This window comes from Gluconobacter cadivus, from assembly GCF_015244745.1.
Taxonomy (GTDB): domain Bacteria; phylum Pseudomonadota; class Alphaproteobacteria; order Acetobacterales; family Acetobacteraceae; genus Gluconobacter; species Gluconobacter cadivus.
In genome coordinates, this window is the sequence record NZ_JABCQI010000001.1 from 237245 (window position 1) to 262312 (window position 25068).

The following is a 25068-nucleotide window of genomic DNA, read 5'->3' on the forward strand; positions in this document are numbered from 1 at the left end:
CCGCAGGTTCCGCAGACTTTAGTTCGAAGCCGGAGCCTGTAGCGGCTGATCAGCGGGCACATCCTTCAGAGGAATGCCTTCATATTTGCCTGTCAGCGTCTTGAGGAACGCCACGATATCCGTGACATCCTGATCGGCAATGTCCCGATCCGGTGTCTCGTAACGCGCCATTTCCCGTACGACCTGCTCCAGCGTGGTGGCCGAGCCATCATGCAGCCACGGTCCGGTCAGTTCGACATTGCGCAGGTTCGGAACCTTGAACCGCGCCCGATCGCCTTCCGCATGGGTCACAGACAGACGCCCTTCGTCGGCAGCTGTCAGCTTCGTGTGACGGTTTTCGAAATACGGGCCTTCCAACCCAAGAATCTCGTAAGCGTCACCGCCCACGGCAATACCGCTATGGCAGCCTGAGCAGCCGATTTCCTTGAAGCGCTCATAGCCGCGCTTTTCCTGCGCCGTGATCGCCTTCGCATCGCCCTTCAGATACAGATCGAAACGGCTGTCCGGCGTGATCAGCGTCTTTTCATATTCCGCAATCGCCCCCGTGATCGTGTCCTTGTCGATCTGATCGGAACCGAATGCCGCCTCGAACTGCCCGGCATAGGCGGGAGTGCTCCGAACATGCTCAGCCACTGTCGCCCAATCATGCGAACCCATTTCGAGCGGGTTCATGACCGGCCCTGCTGCCTGCTCCGCCAGATCCTTCGCACGACCGTTCCAGAACTGGGACATGCTGAACACGGAATTATAGACGCTGGGTACATTGATCGGCCCCTTTTGGCCCCCAATACCCGTCGCGGTCGTCAGATTGTCCACGCCACCCTTGTCCAGACCATGACAGCTTGCACAGTTGAGCGTTCCGTCACCCGACAAGCCCTTGTCGAAGAACAGCGCCCGGCCGAGTTCGGCCTTCTTCCAGTCCACTCCCACGCTCTCGGGAATTGGCTGGATCGGCTCGCCACGGAACTGCGCTGCCACGCCCGGCGTCGCATAATAACGCTCGCGCTGTTCACGCACCCAATTCAGGATGTCCACGCGCTGCTTTTCGTTCAGATGGGCATGCGGATGCATCAGCAAATAGGCCGCCGGCGGCATACGGTTTTGGGTGATGACTTCCTCGATGCGGGAAAGCTGCTCGACCGAAGGCGGCTTGCCCTGCTGCAACGCGGCCAGAACCGGTGCATATTCAAAATGACGCTGTCCCTGCACCAAGTCGCGCTTCATGATCTGGTTGGCCAGCGGCAGGCTGAAATAGAACGGCAGGTTCGCATTCTGCGTGTGGCAGTAATCGCAGCGCACTTCGCGCAGAGCCGCAAAAGCCGCCATGGCCGTCGGGTCCTGTCGCGTCGGGCTGCTGGCAGGAAGCTGCGGTGCTCCAGCATGATCGAAATGCTCGAGATAAGTGACAGTCCCGCCCCAAGCGACAACGCCCAGCGCCACCAGACCGGCAATTCCCTTTGTAATCGTGCTGGAACGCACCACTTTTCTCCTCATACTCACGGTGTCGTGATAATGTCGAAAAGTGACACGCAAAGTCAAAGTGATTGAACCTGTCAGAAAAACAGGTGTCGTCGATTAATCTTCGTCCTCGTGATCGATCGCAGCCCGCACCCTCTTGCGCGCCACGTTCACATAAGACGTATCGGTATCAATCCCGATCCCCACACACCCCATCCGCTCCGCCGCCACCAGCGTCGTCCCGGAGCCCATAAACGGGTCCAGCAACACGCCACCGGGCCGCAGCCCGTGCAGCCGGATGCAGGCTTCGGGAAGCGCCACCGGGAACGTCCCCGGATGGCTGAACTTCTCCTTGCGGCTGCGCACGGTCTCGTAGGGAATAAACCATGTATCGCCCCGGCAACGCCGGTCCGTAATGTGCTGCCGCCGCACGATATTGCTCTTGTCCGTAAACGGCACACCCGCATCCAGCCGCTGCACAGGCACGTTTCCCGTCTTGGTCAGATGGAACACATGCTCATGGTTGCGGTTGACGAAACGCGCAGAATTCAGTGGCTTGAAATGTCCGTAGGTGATCTCACCGACCGAAATCGACTTGATCCAGGTGATGTGGTTCTGGAGCACGAACAGCTTGCGCAGCCGCGTCATCAGCTCGAACGGCAGCCAGGGCTGGGACGACGATCCTGCAATATTCAGGAAAAACGACCCATCATCTTTCATCACACGACACAAACTGGTGCAGACATCCTCCAGCCAGTCCAGATACGCGTCTTCCGGCAGCCGGTCCTGATATGTCCGGTACGACACACCCAGATTATAGGGCGGCGACGTCACCACCACGTCCACGCTCTGCGACGGCATCCGCTTGAGAACCGTCGTGCAGTCTCCCCGGATCAGCGTATGAACACCGAGTTTTTCCCGGCGACTGCGGATCATTGCGCCCCGGAATCCGCAGGTGGGCGCGGCAGAAACAGCACCATCCGGCCATGTGCATGCAGGTTCCCAGCGATGGACTGCGCGCTCGCACCCCACCCTGTGAACAGATCGGCGCGTCCCGCACCTTTGATATCCGTCCCGATATCCTGCGCGAACACCAGATGATCCCAGGTCGCGGGCTGGCCCGCGCCATAGGGCAACTTCGTTTCGATCCAGAGCGGCATCGCAAATGGCACCAGAGACCGGTCAATCGCCACGGAACGTCCAGCCGTCAGCGGCGTCCCAAACGCGCCTTTCGGCCCCTGCGCCAGATTACCGTCGTCACGACGGAAAAAGACATAGTTCGGATTGCGCTCCAGCACAGACATCATCTGGTCCGGGTGGGTTTCCAGCCAGTTCCGGATGCTGTCCATGCTGACACCATCCGCAGGCAGTTCGCCCTGCTGCACAAGCACACGCCCCAGCGGCACATAAGCCTGCCCGTTGCGCCCGTCATAGCTCACACGCACCTGTCCGCCATCCGGCAGGATCAACCGCCCTGAGCCCTGAATCTGCAAAAACGACAGATCGATCGGGTTTTTCAGCCAGGCGACCTCAAGCCCCTGCCCTTCCAGTGCGCCGCCATCAATCGCGGCCCGGTCGTAATAGGGTGCGAACTGTCCGTTCACCCATCGACCGCTGACCATCTGGCCATTGGTCGCCTTCGCCCGGACGAGATCATGCGGACGGCCATAGACCGGCGTCTGATACTCCCCGCCACGTGTCAGGGACGCAGGGATCTGTGGCTCGAAATAACCGGTATAGAAAGCTTCAGTGCCGGTCTCGTAAGGCTGGAACCATGTTTCGAGATATGTTCTGGCGTCCGTTGCCGTCGCCAGCGCCGTACAGGCATTGCTCCAATCGGCAGCATGGCGCCCGTAACTGATGGCGTCGCTTCCGCCAAGAAGCGTCTCAGGCGGCAACTGTGCCAGTCGATGGCACTCCTCCCGAAGCAGCGGCATCAGCGATGCAAAATCCTCCTGCCCCCATCCGGCAAGCGAATCATATCCTACGGGAGAAAGCGAAAATGACGACGGCACCTCTTGCGGCGTACAGCCGCACAACACACCGAGAGTCAGCAGAGTCAGCAGTTTTTTCATCGGACAGGCAGAAAACTCGAACAGAAAAAATAACGATCAGGCCGGGCAGGACGCTGCGAGACGCCATTGTGCATCGGATTGTCCTGCCACACGCTCGAACAGCCACAGATCATGGAACTCGGTGACGGCTTCGGTTCCGACCACGGGCTCGCCCTGACGATCGGTCAGGATATTTACCTGCCGTGATACGATCCGCACCTCGATTCGGCCTGTCCGCTGCCCGTCGTCCGCAGACACCAGCATCGCATCCAGAATGGAGAGGCTTTCAACGCCGCGAAGATCACTCCGCTGTGTCTCACCAGCCTGCGTCCGCGCGTCGATCGCAGCCGAAAAGCTCTCCAGCGCAGCGGGCGTCAGTAGTTTTTCAAGCGCGGCACGGTCCCCGACTGCGAAGGCTGGAACGACCTGCCGGAACGTGTCTTCAGCGTCTTTCAGAAAACCTGAGGGTGAGAAGCCGGGGAAAGTCGTTCCAATTTCAGCCAGAACGCCACCGACACGGGTTACGGGTGCGGGAATTTCATAGTCCACATCCGGCACTGTGGCGGCGAACGCACCGTTATCGCCCTTGCCCGAAGCCTGTCCCGGGAGCGGAGGCGGCGCGCCTGGACGCGTTGCATCAGGAGCAGCGCCCTTCTGCGGTCCGAAACCGAACCGGCCACCGCCCGGACGTTCCTGCCGCACACCCTGCATTCCGACGCGACGGCCGAGCACACGGTACAGCCTCACACCCAGCACTACTGCGAGCACGAACAAGACCACGAGGTCCCAGGGGAAAGAATGGCCAGCATGTGCCATGAGGCCTGCGGGGAGGTGAATGTCGTCAGAAGACATGAAGCTCTGTTTCTCACTGTCCGGACTTTGCAGTGCCCGGTTTAAAGATCCGTTGCCCTACAGATAGGGTGCAATCCCTCTGATCTCAACCATCTGTCGGCCAGAAGCGTGTCTTGGCGTTCAGCAGACATCATGCTACCGCCGAGGGATCGCAATCGTTTCAATCGATGTCCGCCATGGGGTTTGCCCCTGCGGAACCGGAGACCGCATGTCAGAGAACACCGCCGACAACACCGTGATGGGTCAGGAAAACGTGCCGGCAATGCCGCTCGCCATCAACCTGCAATATACGAAGGATCTTTCCTTCGAAGTTCCGGCTGGCGCGTCCATTTTCGCAACGCTGCGCTCTGCCCCGCAGATTTCCGTCAACATCGACGTCCAGGCCAACCGCCTGGAAGAAGACCAGGCTGTCTATGAAGTCGCTCTGGCCGTCCGCGCCGAAGCCGCTGAACCGCCTGCACAGGAAGGTGGGCAGGCCGGTCGTACGGTGTTCATCGCCGAACTGACCTATGCTGCCGTTGTGACACTGACCAACCCGCCGCAGGAGCTGGTCGAGCCGATCCTGCTGGTTGAAGTTCCGCGCCTGATTTTCCCGTATGTCCGCGCCATCGTCAGCGATGTCACGCGTGACGGCGGCTTCCCGCCCGTCGTGCTTCAGCCGATCGACTTCGTGGCCCTGTGGCAGGCCAAGCGCGCCCAGCAGTTCCCGGAGCCCGCCGGCGAAGCCTGATCTCAGGTAACTGGCCCGAGCTGCTTTAGCGGATCGGGCCACATCACCGCGCGCCATTCCTTATGGTTCAGGCGCGCAGCTATGGCCTCTGACAGACAGAGCGCCCGCACGGCAGACAGTGCCGTCACGTCTTCGGCCCCAAGTGCTCCTCGAAACGCTTCCGCCGTTTTCCCGGAATACAGCAGCACAGCTTCGACTCGTCGCTCCCGCAGAGCCGCCGCCGCATCATCCGGCAACGTCATACACTTGCTGACTGCGTAAACTTCCGCCCGCTGCACCTCCAGATCTCTCGCCAGATCCAGACCGTAGCCTTCGCCGCTAGCCAAAAGCACATCCGCGCCCGTAATGCCCCGCATCCGGCAGAATGCGGTCAAAGCCCGGGCATCTCCGTCTGCCGCTTCAACATGGATGAACCCGGCCTGACGCGCCCGCGCCGCCGTCTGTGCACCCACGGCAAAGAGCGGCCGATCCCTCGGCCAGTCCCGCAACGCAGGCAGCGCATTCGCGCTTGTCACCAGAACTGCGCGGAAGTTTTCAGGAGCAACCGGCGCCAGCGCAGTGATGTCCAGCATCGGACACGCTATCGCCTGCCAGCCCAGCGCCCCGACTTCCGCCATGGTAGCGGGTAGTCCGGGCTCCGGCCGGGTCACCAGAACGACGCGGTCCGAGAGAAGCGTCAGGGACGCCTCATGTCTTCGAAAATGTTGGACGGCGTATCACGACGCAGTTCGTCCGCAAGTTCCGTTCCCATACGGGCGGCTTCGAGCGGCGCGCCTTCGATGTGGCGCTGCAACAGGAACGTCCCGTCCTCGCTTGCAATCATGCCCGTCAGCTTCAACACGCCCTTCTCGATGCGGGCATAGCCGCCGATCGGCGTCCGGCAGGAGCCATCAAGCTCCGCCAGAAGCGCGCGCTCTGCTGTCGAAACGGCCCGGGCTTCCGGATCTTCGATCGCGGACAGCAGTTCGCGCAGTTCCAGATCGCTCTCACGAACCGTCACGCCCACGATGCCCTGACCCGAGGCCGGGAGCATCTGATGCGGCTCGAACACCACATCCACACGATCTTCCATGCCCAGACGACGCAGCCCTGCCAGCGCCAGAAGCGTCGCATCGCACGCTCCGGCCCGCAGCTTGTCCAGTCGCGTCTGCACGTTGCCCCGCAGCAGCCCGAACCGCAGATCGGGACGGACATGCAGCATCTGCGCCTGACGCCGCACGGACGCACATCCGATCAGCGCGCCTTCGGGCAAGCAGTCATACGGGCGTTCGGGATCGATCTTTACGGTCCGGTCCCGCAGGATCAGCGCATCGCGCGCGTCCTCACGCTTGAGCGTGCAGGCCAGCACGAGGCCCGGCGGCAGATTGGTTTCCAGATCCTTGAGGCTGTGCACGGCAAAATCAATCCGCCCTGCCACCAGTGCCTCGTGGATTTCCTTAGCGAACAGTCCCTTACCGCCAATTTCTGCCAGACGCTGAACCTGATTGCGGTCGCCTTCTGTGCTGATCTGGTATTCCTGAAACGCGCCCATGTCGCGCAGGACCGGGCAGAAGCGCGTCAGACGCGTCAGAAAATTGCGCGTCTGGACCAGCGCCAGCGGCGATGCCCGCGACCCGACACGAAGAGGGAGCTTGCGGCCAGTCGGCGGCTCAGCGGCATGGGAACGGCGGACGGCTTCCGCTGCAACTCGCTGGAGCGCATCGGAAGGCAGGACGGGAGCATTCATGAACGGCAGCTTTAGCCCATTCACACGGGACTGTCATGATATGACAGACTCGGCCATAATAAGGGGATGTCAGCCCCCGTTACTCATTCTCCCACACCTGCGCGTCCCCTTCTCGCAATCGAGACGTCCTGCGACGATACGGCCTGCGCCATTCTCGCTTATGACGGCACCATTCTGGCCGAAAGCGTGCTGTCCCAGATCGATCATGCCATTCTTGGTGGCGTCGTCCCGGAAATCGCGGCCCGTGCGCATCTGGACGCGCTGCCCGCTCTGGTGGCGGAAGTCCTGAAAAAAGCCTCTCTGACGCTCGCAGAGATTGATATTTTCGCTGGCACGACCGGTCCGGGCCTGATTGGCGGCCTGATTGTTGGCAGTTCCTACGCCAAGGGACTGGCCATGGCGCTGAAGCGTCCTTTCATGGCCGTGAACCATATCGAAGCCCATATTCTCACGCCCCGACTCCCCAGTCTCGGAGCGGAGCTTCACTTTCCCTACCTGACGATGCTCGTCTCAGGTGGTCATTGCCAGTGCGTGTCGGTCGAACAGACGGGCCACTATGTCCGCCTAGGCGGTACGATCGACGATGCCGCCGGTGAAGCCTTCGACAAGGTGGCCAAGATGCTTGGTCTTGGCTGGCCCGGCGGCCCTGCGCTGGAAAAACTTGCCACCGAAGGCCGGGACGATGCCTATGCACTTCCCCGTCCGCTCAAAGGCCGCGAAGGCTGCGATTTCTCTTTTTCGGGCCTGAAAACCGCTGTCAGCCGCCTGATCGACACGCAGGATCCGACCGGAACGCGCAATGCCCTTCCGCGCCAGTTCGCCGCAGACGTCGCCGCCTCCTTCCAGCGCGCCGTCGCGGATGTGATGGCTGATCGTGCCGAGCATGCTCTTGCCCTCAGCCCGAATGCCACGGCGCTCGTCGTAGCAGGTGGCGTGGCGGCCAACAAAACCCTGCGTCATGCGCTCGAACAGGTCGCCGCCAATCACGGCATCCCTTTCTTCGCTCCGCCCCTGCGGCTGTGTACGGATAATGCGGTGATGGTTGCGTGGGCTGCGCTTGAGCGTCTTCATGCAGGCGAAACACCCAACGACATCGACACCGCCGCCCGCCCCCGCTGGCCGCTCTCTGAACGCACTCCCGCTCACGCCTGAACAGGAAGCCTCATGACCGCCATCCTCATCCGCGACGAGACCGGAACCGGCATCAGCAGACCCGCCCTGCGCTTTGACTGGAAAGCCCGCAGACATCTGCGCGTGCGGGACCTGATCGCAGAACGCGTCCGTCTCGAATGGGACAACGGCGGCAAAACAGAGAACGAAGAAACCGCCCTCGTTCCGCAGGGCGCACCCTGTATCGAAACCGTGGAAGCCGCCATCGACCATGCCCTGAAGGCTTTTGAACGCCGGGCCTATCTGGTCATCATCAATGACCATCAGATCCCGCATCTGGATGACGGCATCACCCTCAGCCCGGACATGACCATCACCTTTATGCGCCTCATCCCGCTGGTCGGAGGCTGAGATGCAGCAGCGTGATCCAGTGCTTGTCGCCTCCCTGCCCGGTGGTCCGCTCTATCGCCTCCTGTCAAAAGTCGGCGACATGGAACAGGCCTTCATTGAGTGGCGCGCCCTGATGCGTTCCCGCTGCCCTACGGTTTTCGAAGACGCCAGAAAAAAATGGGTCGAACTCTACGAACAGCAGAGATGCGACTACAAAGGCTACGCCTTTAGGGAGCATGCCAACCAGTACCAGAGCGATAACATCCCTCTCGCCGCCTATTTCCTACCCGAGACGATGGGCACAGCACCGCGCCCTGCATCTCCAAAATGGCTCGAGCGTCTCTCTCGTGAAACCCTTGATCCCGACGCCCCCATTCCACTGGTGAAACGCCATTCCTACTGGACCCGATTCGAAATATTCGGCTCGGGTCCAGCCCCGTCCGTGAATACCGAATCACAGCGCATCATAGATCTGAAATGGCTAGCCCAGGCCCGAGCAGATTATGTCCGGGTTCCGGTCGAACGCCCTGGGGCGTTCCGCCTCATCCGCCAGTACATCATTCGCCTGACCCTGTATCCGAGCAATGTGGACGATCCCGTCTTTGATCGCCTCTCCACCCCCGATAATGTTACACCCTCGGTCAGAACCCTGCACGACCGAGCTGCCATTCTCGCCGCCCCTGACGGACAGGACGTTTTGACCCTGGCCCGTACTATTCTTCGCGATTTCGATACGGCGGACGGTCGCTGGATCGACGGTCCGCTCTATCGGGCAACCATTCTTCCCATCCTCATCCTGCATGCAAACAACCGCATCAAGGCCACAGGCTCCGTTCGGGAAGCGGCCTACGAACTAATCGCCAAGCCAGACGCTTTCATACCGGAACAAGAGACCCTCTGGCGAATGGACACTGCGGCACTGGGACTACAAAACCTTGGCAAACGCCCTCCAACGGAACTGCTCAAGCTCAATAAAATCCTGTGCGGCTGCCTCTGGCTCGTCGCTGTCAGTGGCAAGCCTGAAGATGTGCAACTCCTCAGCACACTGGCAAAAAACTGCCAGAAGAACGAGAAAGTCTTCGAGTTCAATCGCATCATCCGCGCCCTGGGCATTACCGCAGACCGCGACGCCATCAACGAACAAATCGCCCTGCGCCAGAAGACCCGTCATTCCATGATGCTCGGTCAGATTAACGCTGCCCTCGCCGACTCCGCCCGCAAATCCGGCACTAGCATCACCGAACTCGAAGAACGCTCCGCCTACACTCACGACCTCGACGACCATCATGAACGGACCGTCCCGCTTCCCAACAACCTGACCACAACGCTGTCCCTCAAAACCAACGGGGCCGGGACGGTCACACTGTTCTACGCCGACGGCACCGAACTGCGCCCGGTCCCTTCTGCTATCCGCACAGAACTCAAAACCATTCGCGTCTATGAAAAACTCAAAGAAGAAGCCCGCGACCTGACAAAGGAAATGCAGGCCCACCGCCTGCGCCTCGAACGCTCCTGGATCACACAGGAACGCTGGACCACCGAACGCTTCCGCACGAACTATCTGGCCCATCCCGTCCTGTCTTGGCTTGCCCATCGCCAGATCTGGACCCTCACCGCGCCTGACGGCGCCCAGCGTACCGTCCTCTTTCCAAACGGCGTACCCACCGCCCCAGACGGCACCCCGACCGCTCCCCTGCGCGACGACGAAACCATTACTCTCTGGCACCCGCTGGACGCCGATATGGCCCTCGTCAACCAGTGGCGCGACACGCTGGAAGCCATCGCCCTCATCCAGCCCATCCGTCAGGCCTGGCGCGAAACATATGTCCTGACCGATGCCGAACGCGCCACATCCCCGGCCTCCCTCCGCTACGCAAGGCAGGTCCTGCGTCAGGCACAGTCCGTCGAACTCGGCCGCCAGCGTGGCTGGCGCGTGCGCACCTTGAGCATGCACATGCCCTCAAGCGAGGGCGCCCCCACCAGCCTGACTATTCCCTCCGCTGGTCTGCATGCCGAAATCTGGACTGCCGGCGTCGATGGTCAGGCCGCTTTCCATCACGGAACGTTCACCCATATCCTCACCGACCGTGTCCAGTTTCGCACCGTCACGGACAACGGCTCCTGGCGCCAGGACGGCGGTAAGAAACTCACCATTGGCAAGGACACCGTAGCGCTCGAAGACGTCCCATCGCTGATCTTTTCGGAAGTCATGCGGGATCTGGATCTCTTCGTCAGCGTGGCCTCCATCGGCCTCGAAGTCACCTATCTTGACGGAGCGGAGGGCCGTTCTATCGGCGAATGGCGCCGCCTGAGTGATCTCGCCATATGGAAGCAGGACGAAACCACATCCCTCAACGGCCGCGCCCGCATCCGCTACGAGACGCTCGAACGGCTCCTCCCCCGTCTTACCATCGCGGACCGCCTCGAACTTACCGACACGCATGTTCACGTCCGCGGCGTCCTGCACAGTTATAAGATCCATATCGGAACGGGAAACATCTTCCTCGATCCCGACCAGCGCTATATCTGCATCGTACCTGACATTCGCAAAAAGAAATCCAGCATCGCCCTGCCTTTCGACGACGACCAAACCCTCTCGGTCATCCTATCGAAACTCTTCCTTCTTGCCACCGATGACAAAATTACCGATCCCGTCATCCTCCGGCAGTTCCCCGCATCCACCCCGGAACAAACATCTTGAACTACCGTCACATCTATCACGCCGGAAACTTCGCCGACTGCATGAAGCATGCTCTGCTTCTGGCGCTCATCAAGGCGCTCAAGCGGAAACCCGCAGGTTTTCTCGTCCTCGACACCCATGCCGGATGCGGCCGGTACGATCTGACGTCCGAAGAAGCTGAAAAAACTGGCGAATGGCGCGCAGGCATCGGCCAGCTTCTGAACAGTCCGACCGCAGCACCACTTGCGGATTATCTCAACGCCGTCCGCCCCAACGTGCAGGACCGGCATCGCTACCCCGGCTCCCCGGCCTTCGCTCGTGCCGAACTGCGTCCGCAAGACCAGCTCATCGCCTGCGAACTGCACCCCGAAGACGTCCGGCCCCTTCGCCGCCTCTTCCATGCGGACCCGCAGGCCGCCGTTCATCACCGTGACGGTTACGAGGCCCTGCGCGCGCTCCTGCCGCCAAAGGATTTCAAGCGCGGCCTCATTCTCATTGATCCGCCGTTTGAAAAACCGGACGATTTCGCGCGCTGTGCAGAGGCCATCGCCCTGATCCGCAATCGTTTCCGCGCCGGCATCGTCGCCGTCTGGTACCCGATCAAGCACCGTACACCTGTCCGCGCCTTCTATACGGCCCTTCAGGACGCGGGCATCCGGGATATGCTCGCCTGCGAGTTTCTGCTGCATCCGCCTGTCGATCCGTCCCGCCTGAACGGTTGTGGTCTGCTGGTCGTCAACGCCCCGTTCGGCTTCGAGGACGAGGCGCGCAATATTCTTGAAGCCCTTGCTGTCAGCCTGCATTCTCCGGACGCAGAAGATATCAAGATCACGATCGAACGGCTGGCAGAGGAATAATGATGAGCAGACGTCCGCATATCGCCGTCATCGGCGCTGGAGCCTGGGGAACCGCGCTCGCCTGCGCCATGGCGGCTACCGGCGCGGACGTCACGCTCTGGATGCGAAACCCGGTCCCGCCCGGAACCCGCACCCTGCCGCGTTTGCCTGACATCACCCTGCCCGACACCGTCACCATTACCGGTGATTTCCCGCGCACCGCCGATGTCGTGTTGCTCGTAACCCCGATGCAGACCGCCCGCGATGTCTCAACGCGGCTTCAGACCGTGCTCGACCCGGCCGTTCCGGTCGTGACCTGCTGCAAGGGGCTGGAACAGGCCACCGCCCTCCTGCCGCTCGATGTACTGGCCCAGACCATGCCGAACCGTCCGACAGGTGTCCTTTCCGGTCCGAATTTCGCCATCGAAATCGCCAGGGGCCTCCCTGCCGCCGCAACGCTGGCCTGCGCGGACCTTGCGCTTGCACAGACCCTCACGGCGCTCCTCAACACATCCAGCTTTCGTCTTTATGCCAGCGATGACGCCGCCGGCGTTCAGCTTGCAGGAGCCGCCAAGAACGTCATTGCTATCGGCGCAGGCATCACGATCGGCGCTGGACTGGGCGAAAACGCCCGCGCTGCTCTTATCACCCGCGCGGTGGCTGAAATCGGCCGCCTCGCCGAAGCCATTGGAGGGCGTGCCAGCACGCTTGCGGGCCTCTCGGGCATGGGGGATCTTATTCTGACCTGCACTGGTCGCGGTTCACGCAACTACAGTGTTGGGCTCGAACTCGGTGAAGGTCGTCCGCTCGCGGATATTCTCGCTTCACGCACGACAGTTGCGGAAGGCGTTCTGACCGCGCCCGCCATGCTCGCGCTCGCCCGCAAACACAACGTGCGGGTGCCGATTATCGAGACCGTCACCCGTCTCCTCAACGAAGGCGTTTCGATCGAGGAAGCGCGTCATCTTCTGCTGGACCGCCCCCCGACCCGGGAATAACGCCGCGCCTTAGTGAAGAACGGCGCAGGCTACCCGGTCTCCCGAACCGCCAATCGGCTGGGTCTGATAATCATCCGGCTTGGCATGCACCACCACAGATGCGCCGTCGGCATCCATCAGCGCAGGCAGGGCTTTGCCACCCTTCAGCGAAACCAGTGTGGAATAAAGCTCTACCGTCGCGGTCCCGTCTGGTGCGACATACAGATTCGGCAGATCACCGGCGTCATTCGCATCCGCTTTCAGCAGACCATGCACCACCGGCGTTGTCGCATGAACATGCGCGCCTGCACTGGTGAATTTCGGGGCCGCGCAATTGCCCTTTTCATGAAAATGGATGCCGTGCCATCCCGGCGTCAGCCCCTGCACCTGAAGGCGCAGCAGAACGCCCTTTGGCGCATCCGTCACGGTCACGATTCCATGAGACGCGCCATCCGTCCCTTTCAGTTCTCCCGAAACACTGTCTGCCGCACAGGCCAGAGAAGGGATGGCTATGGCGGAGGCCAGAAGAAGGGTCAGAAATCCGGAACGACGCATGGGCACTCACAGTCTTTGTAAAGTCAGATGATAACTATTCTCATCTTAACTCAGGTAAGGCAAATCTTCCGATCAGAGATTCGTGATCTGCCGAAAATCAGACGAACAGCCCTGCAATGACCGCGCTCATCGCATTGGACAGCGTTCCCGCCACAACGGCTCGCACCGCAAGCGACGCCACATCCGTCCGCCGACGCGGCTCCGCACTTCCGAACGCACCAATAAGAATGCCGATCGTCGAAATATTCGCAAATCCGCACAGGGCAAAGGACAGGATCGTGATTGTCCGCTGAGACAGCGCATGGGCATGGATCAGCGGCGACAGGTTCACATAGGCCACGAACTCATTGAATGCGATCTTCTGCCCCAACAGCCCCCCCGCCACGACACACTCGCTCCACGGCACGCCAAGCAGCCAGGCAAAGGGCGCAAAGACCATGCCCAGAATCCACGACAACGACAGCCCGACCGCACCGAGAAGCCCATTTGCCAACGCAATCAGCCCCACGAAGGCAATCAGAACAGACCCCACCGCCACCGCGATCTTCGCACCATTCATCGCACCATCGGCGATGGCCTCAAACATGCTGTGATGCCCGTGATCCGCCCCCGCAATCTGCGCGCCAGAGCGGCGCGGCCCCGGAAACAGAATGCGTGAAAACAGCAAGCCGCCCGGGATAGCCATGAAAGACGCCGCCAGCAGGTTCTCCATCGGCACACCCAATGACGCATATCCCGCCAGCACCGACCCCGCGATGGACGACGTTCCACTGCACAGAACCGTCGCCAGTTCTCCCTCCGACATTTCTGCAAGACAGGTCTGAAGCGCGATCGGTATCTCGCTCTGCCCCAGAAAGATCGTCAGCACCGCTGCAAACGATTCCAGCCCTGTCGTTCCCAGGATCCGCGAGAGCGCTCCACCAATCAGCTTCGAGAGGAACTGCAACACGCCCCAGTGCTGTAAAAGCCCGAGAAGTGCAGCGACATAGACGATCTCCGGCAGCACCTTCAGCGCAAAAACGAAGCCGCCATTGCCGAACAATCCATCCATTTTCGGGCCAACAAGACCACCAAACAGAAACGCACTGCCCACATCCCCGAAGGACAGAACCTTCGTCACCGCATCGGACACGACATGCAGTCCATGTGCGCCTGCCGGAATCCACAGCACGACCGCCGCAATCAGCACCTGCAACAGCAGGGCCCGCCCCACCAGAGCCCAGTCGATGGCCCGGCGGTTGGTAGACAGGAGCGCCCCCAGAAACAGAAGCCCGGCCATGCCGAAAAGGACGCGCAGGATCACTCAGGCAAACTCCTCATGAAAAACAGGTAGAACTGAACCTGAAACGATCTGAACCTGTCCATCATGTCACGTTCTGTCCACCCCTCCTCTCTCGCCTGCACGCGCCTGACCCGCTAGGATGCCGCCCGACTGATAGGGAAACGCCCCATGACCTGTGCCTATGATTTCAGCCTCCCCGGCCTGTCCGGCGATACGATCGACCTTTCGACCTATCGCGGACGACCACTGCTGATTGTCAACACGGCTTCAAAATGCGGCTTCACCCCGCAATATGAAGACCTCCAGCATGTCTGGTCCCGTTATGGCCGCGACACATCGGATGGTCTGATGGTCATTGGTATTCCGTCAAACGATTTCGGCGAGCAGGAACCCGGCTCTGCGGCAGATATCAAGACTTTCTGTTACCGCAACTACGGCGTTTCTTTTCCCATGACAGCCAAACAGCATGTCCGCGGCCCTGAAATTACGCCGATTTTTCAGTGGCTTGATAAGCAGGGCGGCTTCCTCGCCCGCCCACGCTGGAATTTCTACAAATACCTGATCGACCGCGACGGCAATCTTGCGAACTGGTTCACCCCGCTGGCCAAACCGGCCTCCAACCGGGTCGAGGAAGCCATCCGCAGGGTTATCCTGAGCAACTGACGGGCTGCCCTCACACAGGAGAGATGTGGGCTATCGTCTTTTTTCCTTGAATATCCGTATCGAAATCCGTCACAGTTCAAGTCAGAAATGTGACAGGAGATTCGTTATGAAGGACTCAGTACTCCGTCCGATCCTGCCTCTTCTGGTGGTTGCGGCTCTTGGCGCCCTGACCCCGGCCGTGGCCCATCACGTCACGACTTTCCTTGGCCTGTCCGGTATTTTCTGGGCCAGCGCCATGCTGATGCTGGAAGTCACGCTTCTCTGCATCGGTCTTGCTGCCGTCCGCCCGAGCATGGCCCCCTCGCAGCGCACCACGACGACCCCGTACAACCGCGAAACGATCCTGCGCTGAGGCCGATCCGCCACGGCGTGTTTTTCCTGTCACGGAGCATATGTCGCGGCGCTGAATGATAGGCTAGGATCAGGAAATGCTTCGCAATTTCCTGACAGTCGGCAGCTGGACCATGCTTTCGCGTGTCCTCGGCCTCGTTCGTGACCAGCTTCTCGCCGCGTTCCTTGGTGCCGGCCCCGTTCAGGACGCCTACCTGATCGCGCTGAGGCTGCCCAACATGTTCCGGCGTCTTTTCGGCGAAGGCGCGTTCAACGCGGCGTTCGTGCCGATGTTCACCGAGCGTTACGAAACAAAAGGCCCGCAGCCCGCGCTGCGCTTCGCCGGTCAGGCGCTTTCCGGCCTGATGCTGTGGCTTGCGCTGCTGACGATCCTTGCCGAAATTTTCATGCCGCTGGTTGTGAGCTTCATCGGTTCGGGCCTCACCGGCACCCGTTTCGAAATCGCGGTGCACCTTTCACGAATCACTTTCCCTTACATGCTCCTGATCTGCGGCGCGGCTCTCGTTTCGGGCATTCTCAACGGGCTTGGGAAATTCACTGCCGCAGCCGCTGCGTACGTCACCTTCAACATCATCGGCATCGCGGCGATTCTCCTCGGCGCTCTGGTCTGGCACAATACGGCCGTCGTGAGTGCCTGGGGCGTGACGCTCTCAGGCATCGTGCAGTTTGGCGCTCTCTACTGGGCTGCCCATCGCGCAGGGATGGGACCACATCTGACATGGCCCAGCCTGTCGGCAGACATGCGGGCGCTTTTGCGCCGCATGGGGCCGGGCCTTGTCGGCTCCGGCGTCACGCAGATCAACCTGACCGTGGACATGATCATCGCAACCCACCTGCCTGTGGGAACGCCTTCGATCCTGTATTTCGCGGACCGTATCAACCAGCTTCCCCTCGGCGTTCTGGGCTCGGCGGCGGGAACAGCCCTCCTGCCGCTCCTGACCCGCCATATCGCCAATAACGACCGTGCCGCCGTTCATTCCAGCGTCAACCGCGCCATCGACTACACGCTGCTGCTGACCCTGCCGGCCATGATTGGCATGATCGTCCTCGCCTTCCCCATCATGGCCGCTCTTTTCAGTTACGGTCATTTCACCGTCGCAGATGCTCTCCTTTCCGGCCAGTGCCTTCAGGCCTATGCGCTCGGCCTGCCTGCCTTCGTTCTCATCAAGGTTCTCTCCCCGGCCTTTTTCGCGGAAGGCGACACCGTCACGCCCGTCCGTATCGGTTTCTTCACACTGGGGCTGAACCTTGTCCTCAACCTGCTGCTGTATCGCCCGCTGGGCCATATCGGGCCGCCGCTGGCCAGCACGATTGCCGCTTTCGCCAACTGCACCCTCCTCGCCATCATTCTGCACCGGCGCGGACTGTTCATCGCAGACCCGCTCCTCAAAGGCCGCGCGCTCCGCATTATGGGGGCCGCCGTCATGATGGCGCTCTGGGTCGCGGCTTCAGAAAAACTCGCAGCGCCCGACCTGCCTTCCTGGCATGGCGTGTGGCGCTTCAGCATGCTCATGGCTCTGATTATCTTCGGCATGCTGGTCTATGTCATGACGCTCGATGCCTTGAAGGTGGTGCGCCTGCGTGACGTCGCCGTGGCTTTCCAGTCACGCCTGAACCGCAGACGCACCCGCTGACCCCGCCCTGCCGGTTCACACACCGGCAGGAAGACGGTATTGCCAAGGCATTGTTTTCCCCTTCCCCGACCTGACAACCCGGAGACCGGACCCATCGGCACCTTCATGCCCCTGCCTACCGCCGAAAACGCCAGCCCTGCGATGGCCCAGTGGTTCGATCTCAAACACCGCGAACCCGATGCCCTGCTGTTTTTCCGCATGGGCGATTTCTACGAGCTGTTCTTTGCCGACGCACAGGCGGCCGCCATGGCGCTCGACATCGCACTGACAGCCCGCGGCACACATCAGGGCGAGCCGATCCCCATGTGTGGCGTCCCGGTCGCGGCTGCCCCGGCCTATCTCTCGCGGCTGATCCGCCGCGGCTTTCGCGTCGCTGTCGCCGAGCAGACGCAAACCCCGCCGAAAAAGGGCGAAAAGCCTCAGAAAGGCCCGCTGGCCCGTGCCATCGTTCGCGTCGTCACCCCCGGCACCCTGACCGAAGACGAACTGCTCGAAGCCGGACGCGCCAATCTCCTGCTCGCCCTCGCCCGCAGTCCTGAAAAACGCGCGAAAACGATCGGCGCGGCCTGGATCGATATTTCCACTGGCGCCTTCGAAACGGCTTCGGTCAGCGATGCCGCTTTGCCGGAACTTCTGGCGCGGCTGGACCCCGCCGAAATCCTGTCCGAACCCAACCTCATCCCGCCCGACTATGCGAACCGACTGGCCCCCGTCGCCGTCCCGCCCACGCTCGACAGCGCCCGCACCCTCGTCGCCCGCGCCTATGGCGTTGCCCAGATCGATGCCCTCGGGGACTTTCCGCCCGAACAGGCCGTTGCCTGCGCCATTGCCCTGAACTACGTCCAACGCAGTCAGGCCGGAGCGCTCCCGCGCCTGTCGCGTCCCATTCCGCAAGGCACGGACGGTGTGCTGGGCATTGATCCCGCCACCCGCGCCAGCCTCGATATTCTCCGCACCCGTGACGGCGAAACGAAACACAGCCTTCTCGGCGCTGTCACCCGCACCGCTACAGCCGCAGGTTCGCGCCTTCTGGCCCAGTGGCTCGCCTCTCCGCTGACGGATGCCACCACCATCACGGATCGCCAGAATGGCTGGCTCTGGCTCCAGTCTATTCCCGACCTGTCCAGTGCGTTAGGCGATATTCTGCGCCGCACGCCCGATCCTGCCCGTGCCCTTGGCCGCATCTCCGCTGGGCGCGGGCAGCCGCGCGATCTCGCCGCGATCCGCGACACGCTGATCGCCGCCAACGACATAACGGCCCTGTTCCAGCCCGTCTGCGATGCGTCAACGCCCACGCTGATCCGTACACTCACCGCTGGTCTGTACGGCCGCGCCGATACCTTACTGGAGCAGCTTCAGGCTGCTGTCGCCGACACCCTGCCCGCCCGCATCGAAGACGGCGGCTTCATCGCACCCGGCTACAATACGGAACTGGACCGTTATCGTGGCCTGCGTGACGAAAGCCGCCGCATCATCGCCGCCATGCAGGGCGAACTGTCCGAAAAATTCGGCGTCACGACGTTGAAAATCAAACACCACGCCCAGCTTGGCTACGTCATCGAAGTCCCGTCCGCGGCTGGCGCGAAACTGCGCGACAACCCCGAACTCTCGTTCCGCCAAGGGACTGCCAGTCTCGCCCGCTTCTCCACCGAAGAGCTTGCCGGTCTGGATCGTGCGATCCTCGAAGCCGCCGACAGAGCCTCTGCGCTGGAACGCCGCATCTTCTCCGAACTCTGCGCCCGCATTCTCCAAACCCCGGCCCTTGATGAGGTGGCGGAGTTCCTCGCCCTCGCCGACGTGTTGCGCTCCTGCGGTCTGCTCGCCGAAGGTGGATCATGGTGCCGCCCCGTTGTCACGGATGGCACGGAGTTCAGTCTTGTCGCCTGCCGACATCCGGTTGTGGAAGCTGCGCTGGCCGAGTCGGGAAGCGCGGACGCCCGCTTCATCCCCAATGACTGTGCCCTGCCCCCCGAACACCGCGCCATGTTGCTGACGGGGCCGAACATGGCGGGTAAATCGACCTTCCTGCGCCAGACGGCACTGGCCGTGATCCTGGCTCAGGCGGGGTTGCCTGTCCCGGCAAAATCCGCGCAGATCGGTGTCGTGGACCGTCTGTTCTCCCGCGTTGGCGGAGCGGATGATCTTGCCCGGGGCCGCTCCACCTTCATGGTCGAAATGACCGAGACGGCCGCGATTCTCAATCAGGCCGGACCGAAATCGCTTGTCGTCGTGGACGAGATCGGACGGGGCACCGCAACCCTCGACGGTCTGTCCATCGCATGGGCCACGCTCGAAGCCCTGCACACACAGCTTGGCTCGCGGACAATCTTTGCCACACATTTCCATGAACTCGGCGCGCTGACCGACTTCCTGCCCCGCCTCGCGCCTTACACGATGGCCGTGAAGGAATGGCGCGGCGAGGTCATCTTCCAGCACGAAGTCCGCCCCGGTGCCGCTCGCAAGAGCTGGGGCCTGCATGTCGCAAAACTGGCGGGAATCCCGCCCTCCGTCATCACACGTGCCAACCGTCTTCTGACCCAGTTCGAGCGCGAACAGGCCGATTCCCGCTCGTCTCTGCCGCTGTTTGAAGCCGTTGCGGAGCCAGAGTCGGCGGCACCTGCCACACCTCCCGCCTCCACTCCGCTGGAGGACGCACTCTACGCCCTGAACCCCGACGATCTCTCTCCCCGGGACGCGCTGGATGCGTTATACTCTTTGAAACGCCTTGCCTCAGGAAACGGCACTTGAAAGAAAACTCTTTCTGGGGCGAAACTCTCCCTCTTTCCTTCGCTGACGATACGGATAAGCCCCTGTCTGACCGAACCGCCCCCCTCCCGTATGACCCGGCCTCCTCCCTGCAGAGCGCTCTCGATACGGCTGCGGAACAGGGCCAGACAAGCCGCGAAGCCGTGCTCTCCATCCTGCGGCGGCATCTCGGCAGCGGAAACGCTTCCGTCCGCTATCAGTTTGAAAAGCGCCGGATCTCGGGAATCGATGCCGCCCGTGCGCTCGCCCGTCAGGCCGACGACATGGTCTGCGCTCTGGCCGATCTCGCAGCGCAGAAACACGGTGCTCCCGGCGAAACGCTCTGTCTTTGCGCCACCGGCGGCTACGGCGCGGGCCTACTCGCCCCCTTCAGCGACATCGACATCCTGTTTCTGATCCCCGGCGATCCCTCAGCCGCCATGACGGCCCGGATCGAGTTCATTCTTTACGCCCTGTGGGATCTCGGTCTGCGCGTCGGTCATGCCACGCGCTCCATCACAGAATGCGTCCGCGACGCCGATACCGACCTGACGATCCGCACGGCTCTGCTGGACCTGCGCTTCCTCCACGGCGACCGCGCCCTCGCCCGCAATCTGCGATGCGCCTTGGGTGCTGACCTCCAAAACGATCGTCTGTGCGACTTCGTCATGGGCAAGATCGGCGAGCGCGAACAGCGTCACCGCCGCTTCGGCGACAATCCCTACATGGTTGAGCCGAACATCAAGGAGGGCCGCGGTGGCCTGCGGGACCTGCAAACCCTGAACTGGATGGGTCGTGCAGCTCTAGGCTGTGCCGTCTCGACACCGGACCGCAACGGTGCACCCGCCGAAGCACCCCAGACCCCCTCCTTCGCGTCTTTCGGCCTGCTGACGGAACGTGAAGCACACCGTGCTCGCCGCTCGTGGGACTTCCTGTGGACCGTTCGTCTGCATCTGCACTACATCACCGGCCGCGCAGAAGAACGCCTGACCTTCGATGTCCAGCCCGTCATCGGCGGTCGTATGGGGTATGCAACGCACGGCCGACAGCGCGGTGTTGAACGCTTCATGCGGCATTACTTCCTGACCGCCCGCGACGTCATGCGCCTGACCAGCGTGCTGCAACCCGTTGTGCTGATGCATCTTCAGGATCAGACCACCGGCGAGCCGCCCAAAATCGTTCCCGGACCCGAAGAGTTCCAGACCATCGCCGGGCGCATCTGTCCGATCGAGCCCGTCACTTTCGCAGACGAGCCCCGCGAGATGTTTCGCCTGCTCGATTGCGGGCGTCGTCACGACCTGCCGCTGCATCCCATCGCAATGCAGCAGATCATCCGCAACGAACGCCATGCCGTGACCCTGCGTGACGATCCCGAGACTGCAAAAATCTTTCTGGATCTGCTCTGCGAGCCGAGTGCGGACGACACCAAAGCCGTACCGTTCTGGCTCCCGATCCTGAATGAAACCGGCCTTCTCGGTCGTCTTCTACCGGACTGGTCCCGCGTTGTCGGGCAGATGCAGTTCGACAGCTATCATATCTATACGGTCGATGAGCACATCGTCGAAGCTGTGCGGATGATGGGTCAGATCGAAGCCGGTCGCATGGCGGACGAGATCCCGCTGGCCTATACGCTGGCCAGCGACCTCCGCTCCCGCCGCGCGCTCTACGTCGCGGTTCTGCTCCACGATATTGGCAAGGGACGCGGCGGCGACCATTCCGAAATCGGTGCCGATCTTGCGTTGACGATCTGTCCACAACTCGGACTCGACCCTGAAGAAACCGACACCGTCTCCTGGCTGGTCCTGCACCACCTTCTGCTTTCCCAGACCGCCTTCACCCGCGACATCGACGATCCTCGCACGATTCTCGACCTCGCCGACACCATTCAGTCTCCCGAACGCCTGCGCCTGCTGCTTCTGCTGACCATCGCCGACATGCGCGCCGTCAGCCCAAAAGTCTGGAACGCCTGGAAAGCAACGCTTCTGCGCGAGCTTTTCTCCCGCGTTGCCGAGGTTCTGGAAGGCGGACTGGCTGCCACCGAACGCGACAGCCGCGTCAACCATGCCCGGGACCTGGCCCGGGATGGCCTCACTGGCACGCTGCCTGAAAGTAGCATCGAACGCTTTCTGGAACTCGGCTACCCGAGCTACTGGCTCGGCTTCGACACCGATACCCAGATGCGCCACGCCCGCATGGTCCACGATTCGGACCGATATCGCTCTCCTGTGACGGTCGAAGCCTTCCCGATCCCCGAACGCGGCGTTACCGAACTCACCGTCCTCTGCGCCGACCATCCGGGCCTGTTCTCACAGATTGCGGGAGCCCTCGCGGTCGCCGGGGCCTCCATCGTGGACGCCCGTATTCACACGCTGAGCGATGGTATGGCGCTCGACACATTCTGGGTGCAGGACGGCGAAGGCTGTTCCTTCGAGGAGCCCCATCAACTCGGGCGCCTCAACCATCTCGTGGAACAGGCACTGTCGGGCCGCCTCGACATCCGCAAGGGCATTGAAGACGCCAGCCATCACAGCACTTCGCGCCGGATGCGCGCGATTCACGTCCCACCCCGCGTCGTCATCGACAACACGGCTTCGGACCGTCATACCGTCATCGAGGTCAACGGACGCGACCGCCCCGGCCTGCTGCACGACATCACATCAACGCTTAGCAGCCAGTCCCTCCAGATTTCCTCGGCCCATATCACGACCTACGGCATGCGCGCCGTGGACGTCTTCTATGTGCGGGACCTGCTGGGCCTGAAAATTACCGATCCGGTCCGTCTTGCCCGTCTGCGCGAAACCCTGCTGGCATCCCTCACAAGTCCTCCGGTCACCGCTTCCGCAAACTGAGCGCCGCTGTCACGTCCTCCAGCACAACCGACCATCCTTCAGCGATGCCCGCTCCAGCGGGCGGGCGGAACTGACGGACATCGCGGTACCAGTTTACGTCTTTCCAGCGCCAGTCCCCGCCTTCACGGTTCAGCAGCCAGAGCGGACGCCCCAATGCTCCTGCCATATGCGCCACCAGCGTATCCACACTGATCACCAGCGCACACCGCCCCACTTCCCGCGCCAGATCTTCAGAAGTTTCAAGTGATACGCGCTCCATCCATTCCGGTGCATCGCCGGGCTGAAGCGCCACAAACCGTATCCCGGGAACCTGTCGCAAAATTTCCAGACATCCGATGGGAACCGAGCGTCTGCGATCAAAGCGATAAGACGGATTTCCCGACCAGCAGAGTCCGATCCGCCCCGCCTCAGACTTTTCTTCAACCGCAAGATAGGGCTCAATAGAAGGTGGCGCTTCAAGCCCCAGAACAGCCGGTAGACTTAACAGGCTGATCTCCGCCGCCACAGGCCCTTCCGCTGGCAAAATCCGCTCCTGTTCCAGCTCTGGCATCAGTCCCACCAGCGCGGCCGTGCGGAACCGCAGACGCAACGGACGGAGCCGCGCCGCCTGTCTCAAAAACCGCAGGAACTGAACCTCATCGCCCAGTCCCTGCTCTCCCACGACTGCAACAGGCTCCTCTCCCGCCGAGCCATCCCACTGCGGGCTGTCCGAAACCAGTCCCAGAAGCAAGCGACGGCTTTCAAAGCACGGCCAGCCCTCCGCAAACCGTCCCTGCCCCAATAAAACGGTCGCCCGGTTGAAGCGCGCCCGCTCGGCTTCTTCTCCCGCTTCACGGACCATGATTATTTGGAACAGAGCCTCCGCATCCTCCACGCGCCCGATTTCCATTAGAATCGTGCCAAGATTGTTGGCAATCCGCGCATCCGAAGGACGTAACTCCAACGCCCGGCCTAATGTGCCACACGCCGCCGCAAGCTCGCCCCGCGCCATCTGCACAAGACCCAGACTGTTGAGCGTCTCCGCAGTCCCAGCACCGAGTTCACAGGCCTGCAACAGAACGTCTCCTGCTTCATCGAGAGCATTTCCAGCGAAAAGAGCGGCACCCAGATTGGCCAGCGCTGCGCCGTCACCGGGCCTGTCGCGCACGACCTGCCGGAACTCTTCGACCGCCTGCATCACCAAACCGTCATCGAGAAAAAGTTCCCCGATTCGGGTTCTCACATTACTTTTATCTGCCAGCAGAGCAGCTGCTTTCTGCAAAGCCTTCCGCGCTTCGCCTCGACGCCCCAGCCCTGCAAGGGCCTCCGCAAGCGCAGCGTGGGCACGCGGATCGGCAGGCTGTAATAGTACGGACACATGCAATGCTGCCCGCGCCGCCTCAGTATGACCCTGTTCAAGCAAGGCCAGGCCCAGCGTTATGTGCATCCTTGCCCTACGATCGGGAGAAACAGCCGATTTCTGCAAGGCACGCCCCACCAAGGCGACTGCTGTAGCACTTTGCCCGCGGGCTCGGGCGAGACACGCCATACCGTGCAGAGCATCCGGCTGTCCCGGTTCGACGATCAGAATGGCGCGAAAGCCCTCCTCCGCGCCTGAGAGGTCTCCTGCGTCGAAACAAGCGAAAGCGGTTTCTGTGGGATCAGGAGAAAATAGCACTGTCATCAATTCTTCGTGCTCCGGAAAATCCTAAAAATTCCCAAAGATAGTGTTAACGAAGTTTTCACGATTCTCTGGTCAATATTGTAAGTCCGAGACAGAAGCAGAGGTTTTTCAGCAATGCATCTTGAGCAACGAACCGGTCCTGTGCCGGGCTTGGTGTACGCGACTGTCCGGCAGGGAATGACCACCCGCACATTCCCCATCGAAGTACGCCGTACAGCTTCCGGCCACTATATCTCCCGTATGCCAGACAATCGCTGGTCCATCGAATGCCTGACCGTCGAAGCCGCGCTGCTCATGCATGCCGCAGTCCTGTTCCCGATTGAACAGGAACTCTCTCCCTGGCTCTCCAATCCCAAGCCCGCCCCGTCCGCACTTAGCAATGCTGCTGGACCGATAAAGAGCCCGATTTCTGATGGTCAGGGGCCCCTTCCGACGCCTCAGAAAACTCTCAAACAAAAAACCGAAGCGAACTCCTGAGTCCACTTCATCCTTGCCAAATGCGTCCGGCAAGGC

The 25068-nt window shown here is 61.6% G+C and carries 21 protein-coding genes; 12 read left to right on the plus strand and 9 right to left on the minus strand.

The features are described from left to right. Positions 1 to 18: 18 nt before the first annotated feature. From HKD28_RS01085 to HKD28_RS01100, 4 genes are all read right to left on the minus strand, one after another. Positions 19 to 1494 (minus strand): cytochrome-c peroxidase, encoded by a 1476-nt coding sequence (locus tag HKD28_RS01085; RefSeq protein WP_207728807.1) that lies wholly within the window; start codon positions 1492 to 1494, stop codon positions 19 to 21. Between the two features lie 81 nt (positions 1495 to 1575). Beyond that, a complete protein-coding gene (locus HKD28_RS01090; protein ID WP_077802466.1) occupies positions 1576 to 2394 on the minus strand; it encodes a DNA-methyltransferase in 819 nt (272 codons plus the stop codon). After that, positions 2391 to 3533: a murein transglycosylase A gene (mltA, locus tag HKD28_RS01095; protein WP_194266530.1), complete on the minus strand. Its 1143-nt coding sequence runs from the start codon at positions 3531 to 3533 to the stop codon at positions 2391 to 2393. The genes HKD28_RS01090 and mltA overlap by 4 nt, the downstream gene beginning before the upstream one ends. Positions 3534 to 3569: 36 nt before the next feature. Then, positions 3570 to 4364, minus strand: coding sequence for a Tim44/TimA family putative adaptor protein (locus HKD28_RS01100; RefSeq protein ID WP_194266531.1), 795 nt, complete (start codon positions 4362 to 4364; stop codon positions 3570 to 3572). 208 nt (positions 4365 to 4572) lie between these two features. Here HKD28_RS01100 and secB point away from each other — a divergent pair, with 208 nt between their 5' ends. Further along, entirely contained in the window at positions 4573 to 5094 is a 522-nt protein-coding gene (gene secB / locus HKD28_RS01105; RefSeq protein WP_062033330.1) for a protein-export chaperone SecB, read from the plus strand. A 2-nt stretch (positions 5095 to 5096) separates the two neighbouring features. Here the strand turns inward: secB and HKD28_RS01110 are convergent, their stop codons facing one another. Then, positions 5097 to 5744, minus strand: a complete 648-nt coding sequence (locus tag HKD28_RS01110) for a uroporphyrinogen-III synthase (protein ID WP_328748603.1) — start codon at positions 5742 to 5744, stop codon at positions 5097 to 5099. A 26-nt stretch (positions 5745 to 5770) separates the two neighbouring features. Beyond that, positions 5771 to 6820 carry a hydroxymethylbilane synthase gene (gene hemC, locus HKD28_RS01115; protein ID WP_194261663.1) on the minus strand — a complete coding sequence of 350 codons (1050 nt, stop codon included), beginning with the start codon at positions 6818 to 6820 and terminating at the stop codon, positions 5771 to 5773. Positions 6821 to 6886: 66 nt separating this feature from the next. Between hemC and tsaD the strand changes: the two genes are divergently transcribed. From tsaD to HKD28_RS01140, 5 genes are read left to right on the plus strand one after another with little or no spacing between them, the layout of a single operon-like run. Continuing rightward, on the plus strand, positions 6887 to 7972 hold the full coding sequence (tsaD, locus tag HKD28_RS01120; RefSeq protein ID WP_194266532.1) for a tRNA (adenosine(37)-N6)-threonylcarbamoyltransferase complex transferase subunit TsaD: 1086 nt from the start codon (positions 6887 to 6889) through the stop codon (positions 7970 to 7972). Positions 7973 to 7984: 12 nt separating this feature from the next. Beyond that, positions 7985 to 8341, plus strand: coding sequence for a hypothetical protein (locus HKD28_RS01125; protein WP_194266533.1), 357 nt, complete (start codon positions 7985 to 7987; stop codon positions 8339 to 8341). Between the two features lies 1 nt (position 8342). Beyond that, entirely contained in the window at positions 8343 to 11021 is a 2679-nt protein-coding gene (locus HKD28_RS01130) for a DUF4132 domain-containing protein (RefSeq protein WP_194266534.1), read from the plus strand. Then, entirely contained in the window at positions 11018 to 11857 is an 840-nt protein-coding gene (locus HKD28_RS01135) for a 23S rRNA (adenine(2030)-N(6))-methyltransferase RlmJ (protein WP_194266535.1), read from the plus strand. Before HKD28_RS01130 ends, HKD28_RS01135 begins: the two co-directional genes overlap by 4 nt. Before the next feature lie 2 nt (positions 11858 to 11859). Further along, the gene (locus HKD28_RS01140; RefSeq protein ID WP_194266788.1) at positions 11860 to 12834 is read left to right on the plus strand and encodes an NAD(P)H-dependent glycerol-3-phosphate dehydrogenase; all 975 of its coding nucleotides are present in this window, start codon (positions 11860 to 11862) and stop codon (positions 12832 to 12834) included. 9 nt (positions 12835 to 12843) lie between these two features. Here HKD28_RS01140 and sodC read toward each other — a convergent pair whose 3' ends face one another. Continuing rightward, positions 12844 to 13368, minus strand: a complete 525-nt coding sequence (gene sodC / locus HKD28_RS01145; RefSeq protein ID WP_194266536.1) for a superoxide dismutase[Cu-Zn] — start codon at positions 13366 to 13368, stop codon at positions 12844 to 12846. Positions 13369 to 13465: 97 nt separating this feature from the next. Then, on the minus strand, positions 13466 to 14647 hold the full coding sequence (locus HKD28_RS01150) for a NupC/NupG family nucleoside CNT transporter (protein WP_207728823.1): 1182 nt from the start codon (positions 14645 to 14647) through the stop codon (positions 13466 to 13468). 171 nt (positions 14648 to 14818) lie between these two features. Here HKD28_RS01150 and HKD28_RS01155 point away from each other — a divergent pair, with 171 nt between their 5' ends. The 5 genes from HKD28_RS01155 (at position 14819) to HKD28_RS01175 (ending at position 22892) form a co-directional block, all read left to right on the plus strand. Further along, complete coding sequence (locus HKD28_RS01155; RefSeq protein WP_194266538.1) at positions 14819 to 15313, plus strand: glutathione peroxidase; 495 nt, start codon at positions 14819 to 14821, stop codon at positions 15311 to 15313. Positions 15314 to 15419: 106 nt separating this feature from the next. After that, positions 15420 to 15665 (plus strand): hypothetical protein, encoded by a 246-nt coding sequence (locus HKD28_RS01160; protein WP_194266539.1) that lies wholly within the window; start codon positions 15420 to 15422, stop codon positions 15663 to 15665. 76 nt (positions 15666 to 15741) lie between these two features. Beyond that, positions 15742 to 17298: a murein biosynthesis integral membrane protein MurJ gene (gene murJ, locus HKD28_RS01165; RefSeq protein WP_194266540.1), complete on the plus strand. Its 1557-nt coding sequence runs from the start codon at positions 15742 to 15744 to the stop codon at positions 17296 to 17298. A 105-nt stretch (positions 17299 to 17403) separates the two neighbouring features. Beyond that, the gene (mutS, locus tag HKD28_RS01170) at positions 17404 to 20046 is read left to right on the plus strand and encodes a DNA mismatch repair protein MutS (protein WP_194266541.1); all 2643 of its coding nucleotides are present in this window, start codon (positions 17404 to 17406) and stop codon (positions 20044 to 20046) included. Beyond that, positions 20043 to 22892, plus strand: a complete 2850-nt coding sequence (locus tag HKD28_RS01175; protein WP_194266542.1) for a [protein-PII] uridylyltransferase — start codon at positions 20043 to 20045, stop codon at positions 22890 to 22892. The genes mutS and HKD28_RS01175 overlap by 4 nt, the downstream gene beginning before the upstream one ends. Here HKD28_RS01175 and HKD28_RS01180 read toward each other — a convergent pair. After that, a complete protein-coding gene (locus HKD28_RS01180; protein ID WP_194266543.1) occupies positions 22873 to 24555 on the minus strand; it encodes a tetratricopeptide repeat protein in 1683 nt (560 codons plus the stop codon). The two genes, HKD28_RS01175 and HKD28_RS01180, sit on opposite strands and share 20 nt — an antisense overlap. Before the next feature lie 177 nt (positions 24556 to 24732). Between HKD28_RS01180 and HKD28_RS01185 the strand changes: the two genes are divergently transcribed. Beyond that, positions 24733 to 25032 carry a hypothetical protein gene (locus tag HKD28_RS01185; RefSeq protein WP_235993234.1) on the plus strand — a complete coding sequence of 100 codons (300 nt, stop codon included), beginning with the start codon at positions 24733 to 24735 and terminating at the stop codon, positions 25030 to 25032. Positions 25033 to 25068 lie beyond the last annotated feature (36 nt).

What these genes read in the sequence shown, in the direction of transcription:
- HKD28_RS01085 (WP_207728807.1), bottom strand. Translation starts at nt 1,494, where the DNA reads ATGAGGAGAAAAGTGGTGCGTTCCAGCACGATTACAAAGGGAATTGCC.
- HKD28_RS01090 (WP_077802466.1), bottom strand. Translation starts at nt 2,394, where the DNA reads ATGATCCGCAGTCGCCGGGAAAAACTCGGTGTTCATACGCTGATCCGG.
- mltA (WP_194266530.1), bottom strand. Translation starts at nt 3,533, where the DNA reads ATGAAAAAACTGCTGACTCTGCTGACTCTCGGTGTGTTGTGCGGCTGT.
- HKD28_RS01100 (WP_194266531.1), bottom strand. Translation starts at nt 4,364, where the DNA reads ATGTCTTCTGACGACATTCACCTCCCCGCAGGCCTCATGGCACATGCT.
- secB (WP_062033330.1), top strand. Translation starts at nt 4,573, where the DNA reads ATGTCAGAGAACACCGCCGACAACACCGTGATGGGTCAGGAAAACGTG.
- hemC (WP_194261663.1), bottom strand. Translation starts at nt 6,820, where the DNA reads ATGAATGCTCCCGTCCTGCCTTCCGATGCGCTCCAGCGAGTTGCAGCG.
- tsaD (WP_194266532.1), top strand. Translation starts at nt 6,887, where the DNA reads ATGTCAGCCCCCGTTACTCATTCTCCCACACCTGCGCGTCCCCTTCTC.
- HKD28_RS01125 (WP_194266533.1), top strand. Translation starts at nt 7,985, where the DNA reads ATGACCGCCATCCTCATCCGCGACGAGACCGGAACCGGCATCAGCAGA.
- HKD28_RS01130 (WP_194266534.1), top strand. Translation starts at nt 8,343, where the DNA reads ATGCAGCAGCGTGATCCAGTGCTTGTCGCCTCCCTGCCCGGTGGTCCG.
- HKD28_RS01140 (WP_194266788.1), top strand. Translation starts at nt 11,860, where the DNA reads ATGAGCAGACGTCCGCATATCGCCGTCATCGGCGCTGGAGCCTGGGGA.
- sodC (WP_194266536.1), bottom strand. Translation starts at nt 13,368, where the DNA reads ATGCGTCGTTCCGGATTTCTGACCCTTCTTCTGGCCTCCGCCATAGCC.
- HKD28_RS01150 (WP_207728823.1), bottom strand. Translation starts at nt 14,647, where the DNA reads ATGGCCGGGCTTCTGTTTCTGGGGGCGCTCCTGTCTACCAACCGCCGG.
- HKD28_RS01155 (WP_194266538.1), top strand. Translation starts at nt 14,819, where the DNA reads ATGACCTGTGCCTATGATTTCAGCCTCCCCGGCCTGTCCGGCGATACG.
- HKD28_RS01160 (WP_194266539.1), top strand. Translation starts at nt 15,420, where the DNA reads ATGAAGGACTCAGTACTCCGTCCGATCCTGCCTCTTCTGGTGGTTGCG.
- murJ (WP_194266540.1), top strand. Translation starts at nt 15,742, where the DNA reads ATGCTTCGCAATTTCCTGACAGTCGGCAGCTGGACCATGCTTTCGCGT.
- mutS (WP_194266541.1), top strand. Translation starts at nt 17,404, where the DNA reads ATGCCCCTGCCTACCGCCGAAAACGCCAGCCCTGCGATGGCCCAGTGG.
- HKD28_RS01180 (WP_194266543.1), bottom strand. Translation starts at nt 24,555, where the DNA reads ATGACAGTGCTATTTTCTCCTGATCCCACAGAAACCGCTTTCGCTTGT.
- HKD28_RS01185 (WP_235993234.1), top strand. Translation starts at nt 24,733, where the DNA reads ATGACCACCCGCACATTCCCCATCGAAGTACGCCGTACAGCTTCCGGC.